This window comes from Acinetobacter sp. AOR14_HL (assembly GCF_027855175.1).
Lineage (GTDB): Bacteria > Pseudomonadota > Gammaproteobacteria > Pseudomonadales > Moraxellaceae > Acinetobacter > Acinetobacter calcoaceticus.
On the sequence record NZ_JAKTII010000012.1, the window covers coordinates 1 to 16,404 of the forward strand.

The 16,404-nt window shown below is 40.9% G+C and carries 14 protein-coding genes, 2 tRNA genes and 3 rRNA genes; 10 read left to right on the forward strand and 9 right to left on the reverse strand.

The genetic code is table 11. From position 1 onward, the window contains the following. The first annotated feature begins 178 nt into the window (after positions 1 to 178). The 6 genes from MKL38_RS12625 to MKL38_RS19250 all read left to right on the forward strand — a co-directional run bounded on the left by MKL38_RS12625 (position 179) and on the right by MKL38_RS19250 (position 6,208). Positions 179 to 1,716, forward strand: a 16S ribosomal RNA gene (locus MKL38_RS12625). A gap of 59 nt (positions 1,717 to 1,775) precedes the next feature. Beyond that, positions 1,776 to 1,852: transfer RNA gene (locus MKL38_RS12630), tRNA-Ile, on the forward strand. Between the two features lie 56 nt (positions 1,853 to 1,908). Next, positions 1,909 to 1,984, forward strand: a tRNA-Ala gene (locus MKL38_RS12635). A 370-nt stretch (positions 1,985 to 2,354) separates the two neighbouring features. Further along, positions 2,355 to 5,248 (forward strand): 23S ribosomal RNA (locus MKL38_RS12640). Positions 5,249 to 5,428: 180 nt separating this feature from the next. Then, a 5S ribosomal RNA gene (gene rrf / locus MKL38_RS12645) occupies positions 5,429 to 5,543 on the forward strand. Together the 16S, 23S and 5S rRNA genes with 2 tRNA genes alongside form the textbook arrangement of a ribosomal RNA operon. A gap of 134 nt (positions 5,544 to 5,677) precedes the next feature. After that, complete coding sequence (locus tag MKL38_RS19250) at positions 5,678 to 6,208, forward strand: NMCC_0638 family (lipo)protein (protein ID WP_333724203.1); 531 nt, start codon at positions 5,678 to 5,680, stop codon at positions 6,206 to 6,208. 60 nt (positions 6,209 to 6,268) lie between these two features. Here MKL38_RS19250 and MKL38_RS12655 read toward each other — a convergent pair whose 3' ends face one another. The 3 genes from MKL38_RS12655 to MKL38_RS12665 all read right to left on the reverse strand — a co-directional run bounded on the left by MKL38_RS12655 (position 6,269) and on the right by MKL38_RS12665 (position 9,622). Then, complete coding sequence (locus MKL38_RS12655; protein WP_270903422.1) at positions 6,269 to 7,642, reverse strand: dihydrolipoyl dehydrogenase; 1,374 nt, start codon at positions 7,640 to 7,642, stop codon at positions 6,269 to 6,271. An 83-nt stretch (positions 7,643 to 7,725) separates the two neighbouring features. Then, the gene (locus MKL38_RS12660; protein ID WP_270903423.1) at positions 7,726 to 8,922 is read right to left on the reverse strand and encodes a hypothetical protein; all 1,197 of its coding nucleotides are present in this window, start codon (positions 8,920 to 8,922) and stop codon (positions 7,726 to 7,728) included. Positions 8,923 to 9,286: 364 nt separating this feature from the next. Beyond that, positions 9,287 to 9,622 carry a TIGR01244 family sulfur transferase gene (locus MKL38_RS12665; RefSeq protein ID WP_270903424.1) on the reverse strand — a complete coding sequence of 112 codons (336 nt, stop codon included), beginning with the start codon at positions 9,620 to 9,622 and terminating at the stop codon, positions 9,287 to 9,289. Between the two features lie 189 nt (positions 9,623 to 9,811). On the opposite strand from MKL38_RS12665, the gene MKL38_RS12670 reads away from it, so the two are divergent. From MKL38_RS12670 to MKL38_RS12680, 3 genes are read left to right on the forward strand one after another with little or no spacing between them, the layout of a single operon-like run. Beyond that, complete coding sequence (locus tag MKL38_RS12670; protein WP_270903425.1) at positions 9,812 to 10,708, forward strand: alpha/beta hydrolase; 897 nt, start codon at positions 9,812 to 9,814, stop codon at positions 10,706 to 10,708. Next, a complete protein-coding gene (gene trxC / locus MKL38_RS12675) occupies positions 10,709 to 11,146 on the forward strand; it encodes a thioredoxin TrxC (RefSeq protein WP_003655112.1) in 438 nt (145 codons plus the stop codon). It abuts the gene before it with no gap. Between the two features lies 1 nt (position 11,147). After that, positions 11,148 to 11,567 carry an acyl-CoA thioesterase gene (locus MKL38_RS12680; protein WP_270903426.1) on the forward strand — a complete coding sequence of 140 codons (420 nt, stop codon included), beginning with the start codon at positions 11,148 to 11,150 and terminating at the stop codon, positions 11,565 to 11,567. A 39-nt stretch (positions 11,568 to 11,606) separates the two neighbouring features. Here MKL38_RS12680 and MKL38_RS12685 read toward each other — a convergent pair whose 3' ends face one another. Beyond that, positions 11,607 to 12,101 carry a DUF4442 domain-containing protein gene (locus MKL38_RS12685; protein WP_005036088.1) on the reverse strand — a complete coding sequence of 165 codons (495 nt, stop codon included), beginning with the start codon at positions 12,099 to 12,101 and terminating at the stop codon, positions 11,607 to 11,609. A gap of 35 nt (positions 12,102 to 12,136) precedes the next feature. After that, positions 12,137 to 12,625 carry a YajQ family cyclic di-GMP-binding protein gene (locus MKL38_RS12690; protein WP_005036089.1) on the reverse strand — a complete coding sequence of 163 codons (489 nt, stop codon included), beginning with the start codon at positions 12,623 to 12,625 and terminating at the stop codon, positions 12,137 to 12,139. 91 nt (positions 12,626 to 12,716) lie between these two features. Between MKL38_RS12690 and MKL38_RS12695 the strand changes: the two genes are divergently transcribed. Continuing rightward, positions 12,717 to 13,031 (forward strand): rhodanese-like domain-containing protein, encoded by a 315-nt coding sequence (locus tag MKL38_RS12695; protein WP_004638747.1) that lies wholly within the window; start codon positions 12,717 to 12,719, stop codon positions 13,029 to 13,031. Positions 13,032 to 13,068: 37 nt separating this feature from the next. Here the strand turns inward: MKL38_RS12695 and mnmC are convergent, their stop codons facing one another. Genes mnmC through MKL38_RS12715 form a run of 4 tightly spaced genes read right to left on the reverse strand, consistent with a single transcriptional unit; the run spans position 13,069 to position 16,387 of the window. After that, the gene (mnmC, locus tag MKL38_RS12700; protein WP_270903427.1) at positions 13,069 to 14,943 is read right to left on the reverse strand and encodes an FAD-dependent 5-carboxymethylaminomethyl-2-thiouridine(34) oxidoreductase MnmC; all 1,875 of its coding nucleotides are present in this window, start codon (positions 14,941 to 14,943) and stop codon (positions 13,069 to 13,071) included. A 23-nt stretch (positions 14,944 to 14,966) separates the two neighbouring features. After that, positions 14,967 to 15,431, reverse strand: a complete 465-nt coding sequence (locus MKL38_RS12705; protein WP_270903428.1) for a hypothetical protein — start codon at positions 15,429 to 15,431, stop codon at positions 14,967 to 14,969. A 4-nt stretch (positions 15,432 to 15,435) separates the two neighbouring features. Further along, the gene (locus MKL38_RS12710; RefSeq protein WP_080027789.1) at positions 15,436 to 15,738 is read right to left on the reverse strand and encodes a YciI family protein; all 303 of its coding nucleotides are present in this window, start codon (positions 15,736 to 15,738) and stop codon (positions 15,436 to 15,438) included. 34 nt (positions 15,739 to 15,772) lie between these two features. After that, the gene (locus MKL38_RS12715; protein ID WP_045435602.1) at positions 15,773 to 16,387 is read right to left on the reverse strand and encodes a septation protein IspZ; all 615 of its coding nucleotides are present in this window, start codon (positions 16,385 to 16,387) and stop codon (positions 15,773 to 15,775) included. Positions 16,388 to 16,404 lie beyond the last annotated feature (17 nt).

Here is a 16,404-nt window from a genome sequence, read left to right on the forward strand (position 1 = left end):
AAGATCATTAAGAGATTATGAAGAACAACTTGTGTGGATTTTTACTGATTGATTGATCGAAATATTATCATTGATTGATTGGTTTAAATTACTCGAAGTTTATTTGAGCGAAATTTAAGTCAGAAAATTGATGAGCCAGAATTGGCACCTTGTCTTTAATAAGGTGCAAAATGATTTTTAACTGAAGAGTTTGATCATGGCTCAGATTGAACGCTGGCGGCAGGCTTAACACATGCAAGTCGAGCGGAGTGATGGTGCTTGCACTATCACTTAGCGGCGGACGGGTGAGTAATGCTTAGGAATCTGCCTATTAGTGGGGGACAACATTTCGAAAGGAATGCTAATACCGCATACGTCCTACGGGAGAAAGCAGGGGATCTTCGGACCTTGCGCTAATAGATGAGCCTAAGTCGGATTAGCTAGTTGGTGGGGTAAAGGCCTACCAAGGCGACGATCTGTAGCGGGTCTGAGAGGATGATCCGCCACACTGGGACTGAGACACGGCCCAGACTCCTACGGGAGGCAGCAGTGGGGAATATTGGACAATGGGCGCAAGCCTGATCCAGCCATGCCGCGTGTGTGAAGAAGGCCTTATGGTTGTAAAGCACTTTAAGCGAGGAGGAGGCTACTGAAGTTAATACCTTCAGATAGTGGACGTTACTCGCAGAATAAGCACCGGCTAACTCTGTGCCAGCAGCCGCGGTAATACAGAGGGTGCAAGCGTTAATCGGATTTACTGGGCGTAAAGCGCGCGTAGGCGGCTAATTAAGTCAAATGTGAAATCCCCGAGCTTAACTTGGGAATTGCATTCGATACTGGTTAGCTAGAGTGTGGGAGAGGATGGTAGAATTCCAGGTGTAGCGGTGAAATGCGTAGAGATCTGGAGGAATACCGATGGCGAAGGCAGCCATCTGGCCTAACACTGACGCTGAGGTGCGAAAGCATGGGGAGCAAACAGGATTAGATACCCTGGTAGTCCATGCCGTAAACGATGTCTACTAGCCGTTGGGGCCTTTGAGGCTTTAGTGGCGCAGCTAACGCGATAAGTAGACCGCCTGGGGAGTACGGTCGCAAGACTAAAACTCAAATGAATTGACGGGGGCCCGCACAAGCGGTGGAGCATGTGGTTTAATTCGATGCAACGCGAAGAACCTTACCTGGCCTTGACATAGTAAGAACTTTCCAGAGATGGATTGGTGCCTTCGGGAACTTATATACAGGTGCTGCATGGCTGTCGTCAGCTCGTGTCGTGAGATGTTGGGTTAAGTCCCGCAACGAGCGCAACCCTTTTCCTTATTTGCCAGCGAGTAATGTCGGGAACTTTAAGGATACTGCCAGTGACAAACTGGAGGAAGGCGGGGACGACGTCAAGTCATCATGGCCCTTACGGCCAGGGCTACACACGTGCTACAATGGTCGGTACAAAGGGTTGCTACCTAGCGATAGGATGCTAATCTCAAAAAGCCGATCGTAGTCCGGATTGGAGTCTGCAACTCGACTCCATGAAGTCGGAATCGCTAGTAATCGCGGATCAGAATGCCGCGGTGAATACGTTCCCGGGCCTTGTACACACCGCCCGTCACACCATGGGAGTTTGTTGCACCAGAAGTAGGTAGTCTAACCGCAAGGAGGACGCTTACCACGGTGTGGCCGATGACTGGGGTGAAGTCGTAACAAGGTAGCCGTAGGGGAACCTGCGGCTGGATCACCTCCTTAACGAAAGATTGACGATTGGTAAGAATCCACAACAAGTTGTTCTTCATAGATGTATCTGAGGGTCTGTAGCTCAGTTGGTTAGAGCACACGCTTGATAAGCGTGGGGTCACAAGTTCAAGTCTTGTCAGACCCACCATGACTTTGACTGGTTGAAGTTATAGAAAAGAAGATACATAACTGATGATGTAAGCTGGGGACTTAGCTTAGTTGGTAGAGCGCCTGCTTTGCACGCAGGAGGTCAGGAGTTCGACTCTCCTAGTCTCCACCAGAACTTAAGAGAAGTTCGGATTACAGAAATTAGTAAATAAAGATTAAGATCTTGGTTTATTAACTTCTGTGATTTAAGTATCACGGTATTAAGCATGACCTGACGAAGGCATGTTTATTCATTAACAGATTGGCAAAATTGAGTCTGAAATAAATTGTTCACTCAATAATGAAAAGAGAAGAAGTAATTCTGATCTTGGAATTAATTGAGAACTAGCAAATTAACTGAATCAAGCGTTTTGGTATATGAATTAGATTGAAGCTGTACAGTGTTTAAATACACAGTACTTCAAACTGTAAGAGATTGATGAGAAATCATTAATCATGTCTTATTACTCCTTGTAGGTAATAACGACTGTTTGGGGTTGTATAGTCAAGTAATTAAGTGCATGTGGTGGATGCCTTGGCAGTCAGAGGCGATGAAAGACGTAATAGCCTGCGATAAGCTCCGGGGAGGCGGCAAATATCCTTTGATCCGGAGATTTCTGAATGGGGGAACCCACCTACTTTAAGGTAGGTATTGCAACATGAATACATAGTGTTGCAAGGCGAACGAGGGGAAGTGAAACATCTCAGTACCCTTAGGAAAAGAAATCAATTGAGATTCCCTTAGTAGCGGCGAGCGAACGGGGATCAGCCCATTAAGTTATGTGTGTTTTAGTGGAACGCTCTGGGAAGTGCGAACGTAGAGGGTGATATTCCCGTACACGAAAGGGCACACATAATGATGACGAGTAGGGCGAGGCACGTGAAACCTTGTCTGAATATGGGGGGACCATCCTCCAAGGCTAAATACTCCTGACTGACCGATAGTGAACCAGTACCGTGAGGGAAAGGCGAAAAGAACCCCTGTGAGGGGAGTGAAATAGATCCTGAAACCGCATGCATACAAGCAGTGGGAGCCGACTTGTTCGGTGACTGCGTACCTTTTGTATAATGGGTCAGCGACTTATATTCAGTAGCGAGGTTAACCGTATAGGGGAGCCGTAGAGAAATCGAGTCTTAATAGGGCGTTTAGTTGCTGGGTATAGACCCGAAACCAGGCGATCTATCCATGAGCAGGTTGAAGGTTGGGTAACACTAACTGGAGGACCGAACCCACTGTCGTTGAAAAGCCAGGGGATGACTTGTGGATAGGGGTGAAAGGCTAATCAAGCCTGGTGATAGCTGGTTCTCCCCGAAAGCTATTTAGGTAGCGCCTCGGACGAATACCATAGGGGGTAGAGCACTGTTTCGGCTAGGGGGTCATCCCGACTTACCAAACCGATGCAAACTCCGAATACCTATGAGTACTATCCGGGAGACAGACTGCGGGTGCTAACGTCCGTAGTCAAGAGGAAAACAATCCAGACCGCCAGCTAAGGCCCCAAAATCATAGTTAAGTGGGAAACGATGTGGGAAGGCATAGACAGCTAGGAGGTTGGCTTAGAAGCAGCCACCCTTTAAAGAAAGCGTAATAGCTCACTAGTCGAGTCGGCCTGCGCGGAAGATGTAACGGGGCTAAAACTATGTGCCGAAGCTGCGGATTTGACTTTTAAGTCAAGTGGTAGGGGAGCGTTCTGTAAGCCGATGAAGGTGTATTGAGAAGTATGCTGGAGGTATCAGAAGTGCGAATGCTGACGTGAGTAACGACAAAACGGGTGAAAAACCCGTTCGCCGAAAGACCAAGGGTTCCAGTCCAACGTTAATCGGGGCTGGGTGAGTCGACCCCTAAGGCGAGGCCGAAAGGCGTAGTCGATGGGAAATTGGTTAATATTCCAATACTTCTGTGTAATGCGATGAGAGGACGGAGAAGGTTAAGTCAGCCTGGCGTTGGTTGTCCAGGTGAAAGGAAGTAGGCATGCATCTTAGGCAAATCCGGGGTGCTCTATGCTGAGATCTGATAGCAAGCTGTACTTGTACAGCGAAGTGGCTGATACCATGCTTCCAGGAAAAGTCTCTAAGCTTCAGTTACACAGGAATCGTACCCTAAACCGACACAGGTGGTCAGGTCGAGTAGACCAAGGCGCTTGAGAGAACTCTGCTGAAGGAACTAGGCAAAATGGTACCGTAACTTCGGGAGAAGGTACGCTGTTGTTGGTGATGGAACTTGCTTCCTGAGCTGATGACAGCCACAGAAACCAGGCCGCTGCAACTGTTTATTAAAAACATAGCACTCTGCAAACACGAAAGTGGACGTATAGGGTGTGATGCCTGCCCGGTGCTGGAAGGTTAATTGATGGGGTTAGCGTAAGCGAAGCTCTTGATCGAAGCCCCAGTAAACGGCGGCCGTAACTATAACGGTCCTAAGGTAGCGAAATTCCTTGTCGGGTAAGTTCCGACCTGCACGAATGGCATAATGATGGCGGCGCTGTCTCCAGCAGAGGCTCAGTGAAATCGAAATCGCTGTGAAGATGCAGTGTACCCGCGGCTAGACGGAAAGACCCCGTGAACCTTTACTGCAGCTTGACATTGAACTTTGACCTTACTTGTGTAGGATAGGTGGGAGGCTTTGAAGTTGGAACGCTAGTTCCAATGGAGCCGTCCTTGAAATACCACCCTGGTAATGTTGAGGTTCTAACTCTGCCCCGTAATCCGGGGCGAGGACCATGTCTGGTGGGTAGTTTGACTGGGGCGGTCTCCTCCTAAAGAGTAACGGAGGAGTACGAAGGTGCGCTCAGCGTGGTCGGAAATCACGCGTAGAGTATAAAGGCAAAAGCGCGCTTAACTGCGAGACCCACAAGTCGAGCAGGTACGAAAGTAGGTCTTAGTGATCCGGTGGTTCTGTATGGAAGGGCCATCGCTCAACGGATAAAAGGTACTCTGGGGATAACAGGCTGATACCGCCCAAGAGTTCATATCGACGGCGGTGTTTGGCACCTCGATGTCGGCTCATCTCATCCTGGGGCTGAAGCAGGTCCCAAGGGTATGGCTGTTCGCCATTTAAAGAGGTACGCGAGCTGGGTTTAGAACGTCGTGAGACAGTTCGGTCCCTATCTACCGTGGGCGCTGGAAATTTGAGAGGATCTGCTCCTAGTACGAGAGGACCAGAGTGGACGAACCTCTGGTGTACCGGTTGTGACGCCAGTCGCATCGCCGGGTAGCTATGTTCGGAAGGGATAACCGCTGAAAGCATCTAAGCGGGAAGCCTACCTCAAGATAAGATTTCCCTAGGACTTTATGTCCTCTAAAGAGCCGTTCGAGACTAGGACGTTGATAGGTTGGATGTGGAAGCATAGTGATATGTGAAGCTGACCAATACTAATTGCTCGTGAGGCTTGACTATACAACACCCAAGCAGTTGTATATAAAGCATCAATCGATTCATTAATATGCAAAGCAACTTGATTTAGTTATACGCTTAGCTAAAATGAACAAAATATTAAGACTCAATCAGCCCATCTGTAAAGATTTGGAAAACGCATCGGCAACCAATAAGACCAATGTAAGTATCCATACCAGTTGTGCTGGCGACCATAGCAAGAGTGAACCACCTGATCCCTTCCCGAACTCAGAAGTGAAACCTCTTAGCGCTGATGGTAGTGTGGGGTTTCCCATGTGAGAGTAAGTCATCGCCAGCTCATTATTCGAAACACCCTCAACTTAACAGTTGGGGGTGTTTTTTTATGACTGCAAAATTGAAAATGATAGAATAATTTTGGAATGTATTATGATATAAATCAAATACCTTAAAATGATAACAAGAGTATGAATAATGAAATTTGTAGGATTGAAAATATTTGTCTGTATGCTAGCTATAACACTTGGTAGTAAATCTATCTATGCTAATGAAGTTGTAGAAAGTTTATTTAGCACAAAAGCTTTTTTAAATATTTGTGTTAGTTCTAGAGGAAATCCAGAAATAATAAATAAACAAGCAAAAAATATGGGTTTTATTCAAATGCCTAATGAGTATGCTGCACATTTTTTAAAAGATTATAATGGGAGCGCTTGGATGATAAGCTCTTCAGAAGGGAAGTTTGTTATTACTCAACTCGATAACGGCGTATGTTCATTATTTATAAATAAAGGAAACTCAACTGAAATTCAGAAGAGTTTAGAAAGCTGGTTGCCCCCTAAATCTACTGGTTTAACTTATAAAAAGGAAATATCTAAAGATAAAAATTTGACTACAACAAATTATATTATTTCTAAAGATGGAAAGGCTTTAGAGACATGGATATATACTAGTTCATCTGAAAAGAATGCTTCACTAGTTGCAGTTATTTCCCATCAAATGAATTAATTAAAACAATTTAATGTATAGAAGAGCCAACTTTTATTAAAAGAGCTCTTCTAAGATTGATTATTTCAACTGTCTACGTGCATGTTTTAAAGCAGTGCGAAGACCTTCTTCTAGAGTTGGGTGATAGAAAGGTTTCTCTAAAATATCATTTAAGGTTAAATCTTCACTTATTATCCAGCTTAATAGATGAGCCATATGTTCTGTTGCTTCTGTAAATAACTCAGCACCCAGAAGCTTTTGACTTTCTTTATCTATATAAACCTCAATGCCTCCTTTGTTTTTTCCAAGAACGATAGCTCTGCCTTGTCGTTCATAAGAAGCTTCACCTGTAATAAAGTCTATACCAGTGTCTTTTAGTTGTTTATAGCTTTGTCCAACAATCGCCATTTCTGGATCACTAAATACAATTCCTAATGGAGTAAGAGTCTTAACTGGATTGACTTGTGGATAGTTCAAACAGTTATGAACAACTTTTTTCCCCTCATGTGCTGCTTCATGTTGTAATGGTGTTGAGGTATAAGCATCACCGACAATAAAAATTGGATAGGTCTCTAATTGCTTGGTTTTTGCATTTATAGGTAATGACTTAATATCTTTAAAAGAACTATCAATATTTTCTAGTTTTAAAGTATCAAGCAAACTTGAACGGCCTGTTGCAACTAGAACATATTCAACTTTGAGAGTTTTCTCTTTTTCTTCTAGTTTATAATTTAATATGACACCCTCAGAATTACACTTAACTTCACTTGGTAAAGTCTCGAATAGAATTTTTAATTCTTTCCCTAGCTCTTTTTGCGCAAGTTGTTGAAGTTTCGAGCTAGTCAGTATCCCAATTCGTTTACTGCGAGCAAATATAGTGGTTTCTACGCCCAAACGATGCAAGGCCTGTGCGATCTCGAGGGCAATCACACCACTACCAATGACTGCAATAGATTTAGGTAGTGTTTTTAATTCGAATATTTGATCTGTTGTTATAAGTCGATTAACGAGTTCTTGCTTCCAGGTTTGATCATAATTAGGAGTTGAACCAACCGCTAGAATAAAACTTTTTGATTGGTACTGTTTCCCGTTAACTTCTACAGTCTGTGCATCAATAAAATGTGCTTTACCAGAAATTTTATGTTTAGCAGGCCATTGTTCTACATCTTTTAAAGTTGCTTGCGTAAAACGATCACGTAATGTTTGTACGTGCTGCATAACCTGAGTCGTATTAATTTTTGCAGATACATCCAAAGCAACCTCTTGAGCATTTTGAATGTCAAACATACGGTTTGCTGTAGAGATGAGGACTTTACTTGGCATGCAGCCTACACGAGCGCATGTCGTATCCCAGGGTCCATCATTTATAATTAAAAGATTCTTGGTATATTTAACCGCTTCTTTGTAGGCGCTGATGCCTGCTGTACCTGCGCCAATGATAATAATATCGAACATTTTTCATTAAGCTATTTTAATAGATATTTAGAATATATAGAAAAACCCTCTTGAACAGAGGGTTTGGTTCTAATTATTTAGCTTTAAAATGTAAATTTTTGCATAAAAGGAGTTTTTAAAGTGGTTGAAACAGTCCCATTTTGATTTATAGACTGACCTTCGATGCTTATACCATTAATGACATGCTTAAAGTCTAATGTAGTTCCATTCAAGCTTTGTTTAAAAGTAAAAATATTTTGTCCTTCTAAATAAATACTGCCATTAAATTTTTGTGCATTCGTTGTTGGCGATTCATTTTCAACGCGACTTCCTTCAAGACCAGTAATATTAGGTAAGCTCAATATTTGGTTACCATTTAAACTTACTTTGTATGTCGCATTGTTTGTATTGCCTGGAGTCGAGTTCACAATAAATGAAATTGGCTCAGCAAAAGGAACATTAGGGTTATCATTAATAAGTACGTTGAAACCAGAACCACCCTGAACTACGTAGAGATCACCATCAGTTGATGTATTATCTTTATATACACTCATTGCACCAGTAGTAACTTCTTTTTCAGTGGCTTGACCTGTTTCTGGATCTTGAACAATAGTCGTTGTAGTAATTTTATAATCACTTGTTGTTGAATTAATTAATACAAATCTTTTTTGTTTAGTTTGTTCAAGTCCCCATGATTGTTGGAATGGATATGCAAAGGCTCCAGTAATTGTTACATCTTGGAAGTTCTTATCATTATTTTCATTTTGAAAAATATAAATTCTGGTATTTGATTGATAATCCTCTAAATTTGGAGATGTATTATCGCTTGCCAGTTTAATATTTTTTAAATCGTCTGCTGTAATATCAAAGTCCCAATCATTATAACCAGAGAGCAAAGTTTTAATTTCTTCGCCTTTAAATACGTAGCAGGCACGGTAGTCTGTAGTACTCTTTAGAAAGCATTTTTCACGATAGTGATCAGAATATTTTGTAAGATCTACTTTTCGAATATCTAAGGTTAACTTGAGCGGGCCTTGAGCGAAGGTGTCTAGTGCGTGATCAATGTAACCTTTTGATAACTTTTCATCGTTAAGATCATAGGCGCCAAACAAATATTTTCCTTCTTGCTTTACGCTATTTAAAACAGAAGTAGCCAACTCTTGATCTGTTGATGGTGTGGTTGGTGTTGTTGTAGAGCCAGAATTTGAATTTTGGTTATAGTAGCCATCACCGCCACCTCCACCACAAGCTGTCAAAAAAGCAGCCAAAGTAATCCCACATACCCCATGAGTAAGTTTCATGATTATCCCCAATTAAAATGATAAGTTATTTAAAATAATTTTTTAGATTTATAAAATAACATATATTTCATGAGGTTGCTCATTATATTTATGAGCAGTTAGCTAATTAAATTCTTGTACCCATAGTTACTCCAACTGTAGGCTTTACTTGCATTGATGAGCATGCTGTAAGAATTAAACAGGTTAAAAGAGCAAATATAAATTTATTCATGAAAATTAATAAATGATTCAAAAAGATTTAAATACTTTAGATCAATATTATTTTTAGTTCTGTTGAGTTCGTGCAGAGATATGCAAAATAAGTTATCAAAAAACCCTACTTTAAAGAAGAAATAGGGTTTTATAAAATATTAATTTCTTAAAATTAATCGTCTAGCAAATCCATTTGTTTTGCTAATTGATATAGGTTGTTTGAGCGGTTTCCTGTACGGCAGAACATCAGTACAGGTTTTGGCAACTCATTGTAATGATTTGCGAAAGTACGTACATTAAGCTCTGTAATCTGTCCAGCTACAACAGGTTGATAAACGTAGTCTAGACCTACTTGACGTGCTGCTTCTTCAATTTGAGCACTTGTAGGTTGTTCTGGGCCGCCTTCCATATCTGGTCGATTATTAATAATCGATTTAAATCCTTTTTCTACAACTTGGCCAACATGCTCTGGACCAATTTGACCTGCGAAACCAACATTCTCTGACATTTCGTCACTCCAAAATTTAACAAAACCTCTTATGCTGTATCATAGCATTAAGCTTAACCTGAGATACAAGACACTCATGTGTTGTTCTGATTGAGAAAGTTATGTCTTATAGCTAAGTTATAAATTTTAAAAATGATCATCAAGCTATTTTAAAATTGGTTATTCATATTCTATTTCAACGGAGCACATATGCACGCTTATACGGTTGAGCCTTTATATGTTCCATGTGGTCAGGAAACGATCGCAGCTGATTTTTATATTCCAAAAACAAATAAGAAATCTGCCGTTATTATTATGGCCCATGGTTTTGCTGCGTTGCGTCAATTTAAACTAATCCAATATGCTCAGCGGTTCGCTCAAGCAGGTTATGCTGTTATTTTGTTTGATTATCGATATTGGGGTGGGAGTACTGGCAAGCCAAGAGAATTGGTCTCTATTAATTCCCAGTTAGAAGATTGGAAGACAGTAATTCAATATGCTTCTACCTGTAAGATTGTAGATAACCGAAGGATTGTGCTGTGGGGGACTTCATTAAGTGGTGGATATGCGCTAAGTCTGGCTTCTGAATTAAAAAATATTCAGGCAATTTTAGTACAAATTCCTTATGTCGATGGCGCTGAAACTGCCAAGCTTTATCCTTTGCAACGTTATCCTCAAGCATTGAAGTTATCGAGTCAGGACTATATGGGATCAAAAATGGGGCTTAATCCCAAAAGATTGCCTGTCGTCGATCAACATAATTTATGTTTTATGCCTACAGCTGATAGTTATTATGGTTATTTATCGATTGTAAATCCTGACTATTATTGGAGTGGGGAAGTCCCAGCCCGTGTCTTTTTTAATTTGATGAGATACCGTCCAATTCAAGTTGTACGCCAGATTAATATTCCGGTTTTATTTATTGCAGCCCAAAAAGATTCCCTTATTCCTCTTGAATCCAGTCGCGAAGCTGCGACAAATATTGCGCCTTTTGTGAGTTATCATGAGTGGGACATGAAACATTTTGATATTTATCACGGTTCATGGTTTGAAAAAGCAGTGATAACCCAATTAGAATTTTTACATCAGCATATAGGAGTGGTGTAAATGATTATTGTATGTGCATCGTGCGGTGCAAAAAACCGAGTTCCTGAAGAAAAACTTCCTGAGCAACCAAGCTGTGGGCAATGTCATCAGCCATTACTACCGCTTGCACCTATTGAGTTAAATGAGCAAAATTTTAGTAACTACATCACGAATAGTGATCTACCTATTCTCATAGACTTATGGGCAGAATGGTGCGGACCTTGTAAAATGATGGCACCACATTTTGCGCAGGTCGCAAAACAGAATCCAGGCGTTATTTTTGCCAAGATTGATACCGAAGAGTCTCCTCGCTTGAGCCAAGCTTTTCATGTGAGAAGTATTCCGACACTTGTCTTAATGAATAAAACGACAGAGGTCGCGCGTATTAGCGGTGCATTACGTGCGCCTGAATTACAGCAGTGGCTCGATCAACAACTTCAAACGAATTTCGGGAGCTAAGGTGTCAGAAGCTTATACCAAACCAGAAGGAATTTTGTCCTTACAAACGATTGCCATGCCAGCCGATACAAACTGGAGTGGTGATGTATTTGGTGGATGGATTGTGTCACAAATGGACTTGGCTGGAGCAATTCACGCAGAACGTTTCAGTCGTGGCCGCTGCGCTACGATTTCCATTAATCAAATGACCTTTTTGGTTCCGGTAAAGGTTGGCTTTGTCATTAGCTGCTATACCAAAATCTTAAAAGTTGGAAATACTTCTATTCAGATGCAAATTGAAGTTTGGGATAGTCATGATGACTCTCGTGAGCCAATACGTATTACTGAAGGAGTCTTTACCTTTGTAGCAGTGGATGTAAAAGGTAATAAGCGTCAAATACCCGAAGAAGCAAGACAAAAGTTTTTAGCATCTTGTGAATAATAAAAAAGCCCAAATTTAAATTTGGGCTTTTTTATATCTTTATTTCTTACGTTTAGGTAACCATGCCCACAGCATTTGGCACTGGATTGGTTCATTGCCTGCATCATCAATAACAGTAACCGGAATTACAAGTTCACCTTTCTCATTATCCGCAATAAACTTTTGCTGTTCAGCAGATAACGTTGCTGTAGCAGTTAAACCACCTTCAACCACTTTTAAATAATCTACATGCAATGATTTGATTAATAAAATGCGGTTATCAGGAATGTGTAAACCCGTTAGAAAACCTGTTGCAGTTTCTGCTAAAAGAGCCATAGCAGCAGCATGGACTCCTTTAATATGATTCTGCATATTTTTTTGGTTTTCTAAACGGACAGTAACATGGTTTGAGTCTACTTCCAGATAGCGAATATTTGCTGTACCCACCATTGGCACGATACGACCAAACGCCTTGCTCCAAAGTGTACTCCGAATACCTTTAGGGAATTTTGAAGTCGCTTTTACCAGTTTTGATAGACGATTGGATTGAGACATGGAATTACCTTAGCTTTGAATGTCACGACAAGAGATTAATCTTTAAAGTTATTAAACTGTAATGGCACACCAAATTGTTGTTCACGTAAAAAATTCATCACTTGTTGTAAAGTGTCGCGCTTTTTATCCGTTACACGAATTTTGTCGCCTTGGATAGAAGATTGCACTTTAACGCCACTTTCTTTAATGGCTTTATTAATTTTTTTTGCAGTATCTGAGTCAAGACCGTCTTTAAGTTTAATGACCTGTACAAAATTTTTGCCTGAAGCAGCAGCTTTTTGTGGGTCTAGAGCTTGTATATCAATTTTACGTTTGTAAAAATGATTTTCTAACATGTTGTAAACTTGTTCACACTGGAAATCACTTTCGGTACTGATTTTAATTTCTTTATTTTTTTCGTTTATTTCGACTGAAACATCATGACCACGAAAGTCAAAACGTGTTGCAATCTCTTTTTGTGTGTTCTGTACAGCATGATTAACTTCAAAAATCTCTAATTCAGAGACAATATCGAAAGAAGGCATAGTTTAGACCTTTACAAAGGGAAAGAATATTTGAGATGCTAAGAGGGTTTTCTTCATTTGCCAAGTGTTGTTTACATCAAAGGAGTGCACAATGATCCGTAAACAAGAAATTACAACATTTGAATTCCCAGAAAATGCTGTTATCTGGGATGTCCGTGATACAAATGCTTATGCAGAAGGGCATGTTAAAGGTGCGGTAAATCGCCCGATTAATGATTTGAATGCTGATATTTTGAACCAGGTCTCTGCGGGTCAGCCGATTTATATTTTATGTGGTGGTGGTAGCAAAGCTCCTCGTGCAGCTGAGACACTAGAAGGATTCGATGCCTCGCGTGAATATGTCGTGCTGATGGGGGGGACACGTGCAGCTCGTGATGCCGGCTTGCCTCTAGAGCAGGGCGCATAAAAAAAAGCACCTTCGGGTGCTTTTTTATGGAATTGAACTATTGTGGTTTGAAATAAGGCTTTTTAGGTTTTACTTTTCTTTGGAATCGTTGCGGATTCAATTTTTGTAATAAGCGGTCCGGTACTGGACAAGCTTCTCCTAACATTTGGGCAACTAAGATCTCACTGCATAGCGGAGCAAATAAGAAGCCCTTAGAACCAAGACCAGCAAAAGTAGCAATTCGGCTATTCTCCTGCATTTTTCCAACGAGAGGAAAATAATCTAAGCTTTGTGCGCGGATAGATGCTCGGCCTTGCCAAGTAGTTGTAGAAGGCAATTGTTGTGCATATTCAGGGAATACGCTGTGGATTAATTCAAAGTTATGCACATGGTCTTCTGGCCCTACTTCTTGATCCTCACGATTTGGGTAGAAAGACGCACCTAAAATCATCTGTGAAGCATTAAGTTGCATACAGTAGCCGCCATAGCTATAAGCTTCCTGTATAGGTAGGGGAGCAAAAGTATTGTCAACCCAGCTTACTTGCCCACGTATTGGTTTTAACTGTGGATAGCTTTCAAAAAAAGTCGCGCTTTGACGCGCACAGCACACAACAACATGGTCTGCCTCTGCAATAACTTCATTGCCAGTCTTCAATTGAACTTTATTTTCACAAGATACAAGCTCTGTAATATTGAGAATTTTTAAATCGATCAAAGGATGTTGCAAAATTTCATCACGTAGTTGATGTGGTGAAACCGAGCCCGCTTCGGTAAGTAAAACACTTGAATATACAGTTTCAAGTGAGTTCGTGGAGTGGGTAACAACCTGAGCTGGATATTGATTTACAAGATCGAGAAGTTCATCTGCATTTTTCAAGGCGATTTGTTGTATTTGAACTGGACGAAATGCTTGAAAATTTTTATAAAAATTCAAGGCATGTTGCCAACTTAAGGTCATCAGATGTTCATGACTTTGCTCAATTGGGCATAGCTTTGGATTAAGTAGGGCTAAAGGGTTTCCAGAAGCGCCAGATAATGCTTCTGTTTGCTCATATAAGGTGACTTGATGCCCACGCGCTGCATATGCCCACGCCGTAGTTAAACCTGCTATACCGGCCCCAATAATCGCAATATGCTGTTGTCCCTTACTCAATGAGTGAACTAGGTCTAATGGGGAGGACTCATCATCAGATTGAGGTGGATTCCAAATTGCTTTGAGCATTTCACGTTTATGCCGAAAACCACGTGGACGTGAAATATCAATACCATGTGCTTTTAGCCCACGTTTTAAAACACCCGCGACACTGAAAGAGGAAAATGTACTGCCATAGTCAGAAAGACGAACAATATGGTTTAAAACATTTTGCTCCCACATGTCTGGATTGCAAGAGGGCGCAAAGCCATCTAAAAACCAAGCATTTACTGCTTTAGTTTTAGCCATGCTTGGAAAAATATCTTGGGCATCCCCTAGCCATAAGTCGATGCTAAAACGTTCTTCAGGGAAACTTAAACGATGACATCCAGCAATAGGTAGCGGATATTGTTCAATTAACTGGTCTGCAAGTGGTTTAAGCTCATCCCAGACATTTAAAGCACGAATAAGATCGGCTTTACTTAATGGAAATTTTTCAACACTAATGGCGTGTAAATGGCTTTGATTATTAGGACGGACTTGTTGCCAAAGTTGCCAAAGTGCAAGAATGTTTAAACCGGTACCAAAACCGGTTTCTCCTACACTGAAATATTCAAAATCTTTTAGATTGGCTAAGCGTTCTGATAAGTCGTTACCATTTAGAAAAACATGCCGTGTTTCAAGTAGGCCATTATCTTTAGAGAAATAGACATCACCAAATTGTTTGGAAATGGGAACCTCGATACCATCGATTAATTCCCAGTCCAGTTCTGCTGTTTGTATACGGTTTGATACGTTCATTTAGTTTAATAGATCGCTTGGATTTACCACTGGCGTCGACGTTTTGTATGGATATAACTAGAGATAAAGAAACCCAGCAATACGCCACCAGCTAAGGTAACCGCGCCATATAAAAACATTTGCGCACTACGTTCGCTTTGTAAGACTTGGACTTGAACATAGAGGCTATCATTTTTTAACTGTAACTCTTGGTTTTGGGCGAGTGCTTCAAGATTGGCATGTTCTAACTGTTTTAAACGAGATGCTTGATCTTGAACTAAAGCTTTGATTTTCGCATCTTGCTGTTGTTTATTCTTTGCAAGTTGCTCAGCCGTGAGTGGTTTTGTTGCGGTCGACGCCGTTGTAGCAGCTGTTGGAACTGGCTGATTCGCAGCCTGAGTTGAAGGTGCACTTGGAGGAGTCGTTGCTGGTGTGGCAGCAGGTTCAACTGCATTAGCAGTTGAACAGATCAAACACAAGCCGAGAAAGCTTTTGATTGCAGGGTGCATATGATTACCCTTTTGGAAATGCTTTATTAAACGGTTTTACATCAATATGAGCGTAAATGCCTTCTTTGAGAAATGGTTCGTCTTTTAACCATTCGTCTAATGCTTCGCGACTGTCGAATTCAACAATCATGGTGCTGCCATAAAAACCTGCTTGAGGATCATTCGGGTCTTTTGGCATAGCTCCCGCTGTAACAAGGCGGCCTTCATCATCAAGTTTTTGCAAACGTTCGATATGCTGAGGGCGTACGGCCAAGCGTTTTTCTAAAGTTCCTTCGTTATCGGTACAGCTTAGAACAAAAAAAGGCATGTAATCGTATCTCTGTAATCAATCAGGAATCATTTTAAGCTTCAGGTGACTTAAAATGTTTACGTAAAATAATGAACTGAATAATGATAAATGAAAACATGACGATCATGTCACCAAATGCAGTGAATTCACCCCAATATTTTCCGCCGTGAAATAAAAACGCGAAGAAGATATGTAAACAAGACATCACCACAAACATGACTGCCCAAGCAAAATTTAGATTTTTCCAACCTTTTTCACTTAACTCTAAAATAGGGTCAAATAGACGTCGTATGAGTGGCTTACGATCTTTACCAAACCAAGGTGAAACTAAGAATGCACCTGCAAAAACCAAATTCAAAATTGCAGCTTTCAGACGAATATAGAAATCATCACTTAACATGAGGGTGATGCCACCAAAAATGACAGTCATAAACAATACAAACCACTGTTGTTTATCTAGACGGAATTTTTGGAAAACAAATAGGGCACCATATACCACAAGCATTGAAATAATTAAGCCAGTAGTCGCTACAAGAATATTATTATTATCGGCACCACCAGCAGACCCGATCAGTTTAAGTAAAGGATGCTGTGTATCGGTTGGATCAACTGTTTTATATAAATAGAAGAAAATAATTAATGGAACAAAGTCCAGAAGTGCTTTCATGTTAGAGTATCTGATCA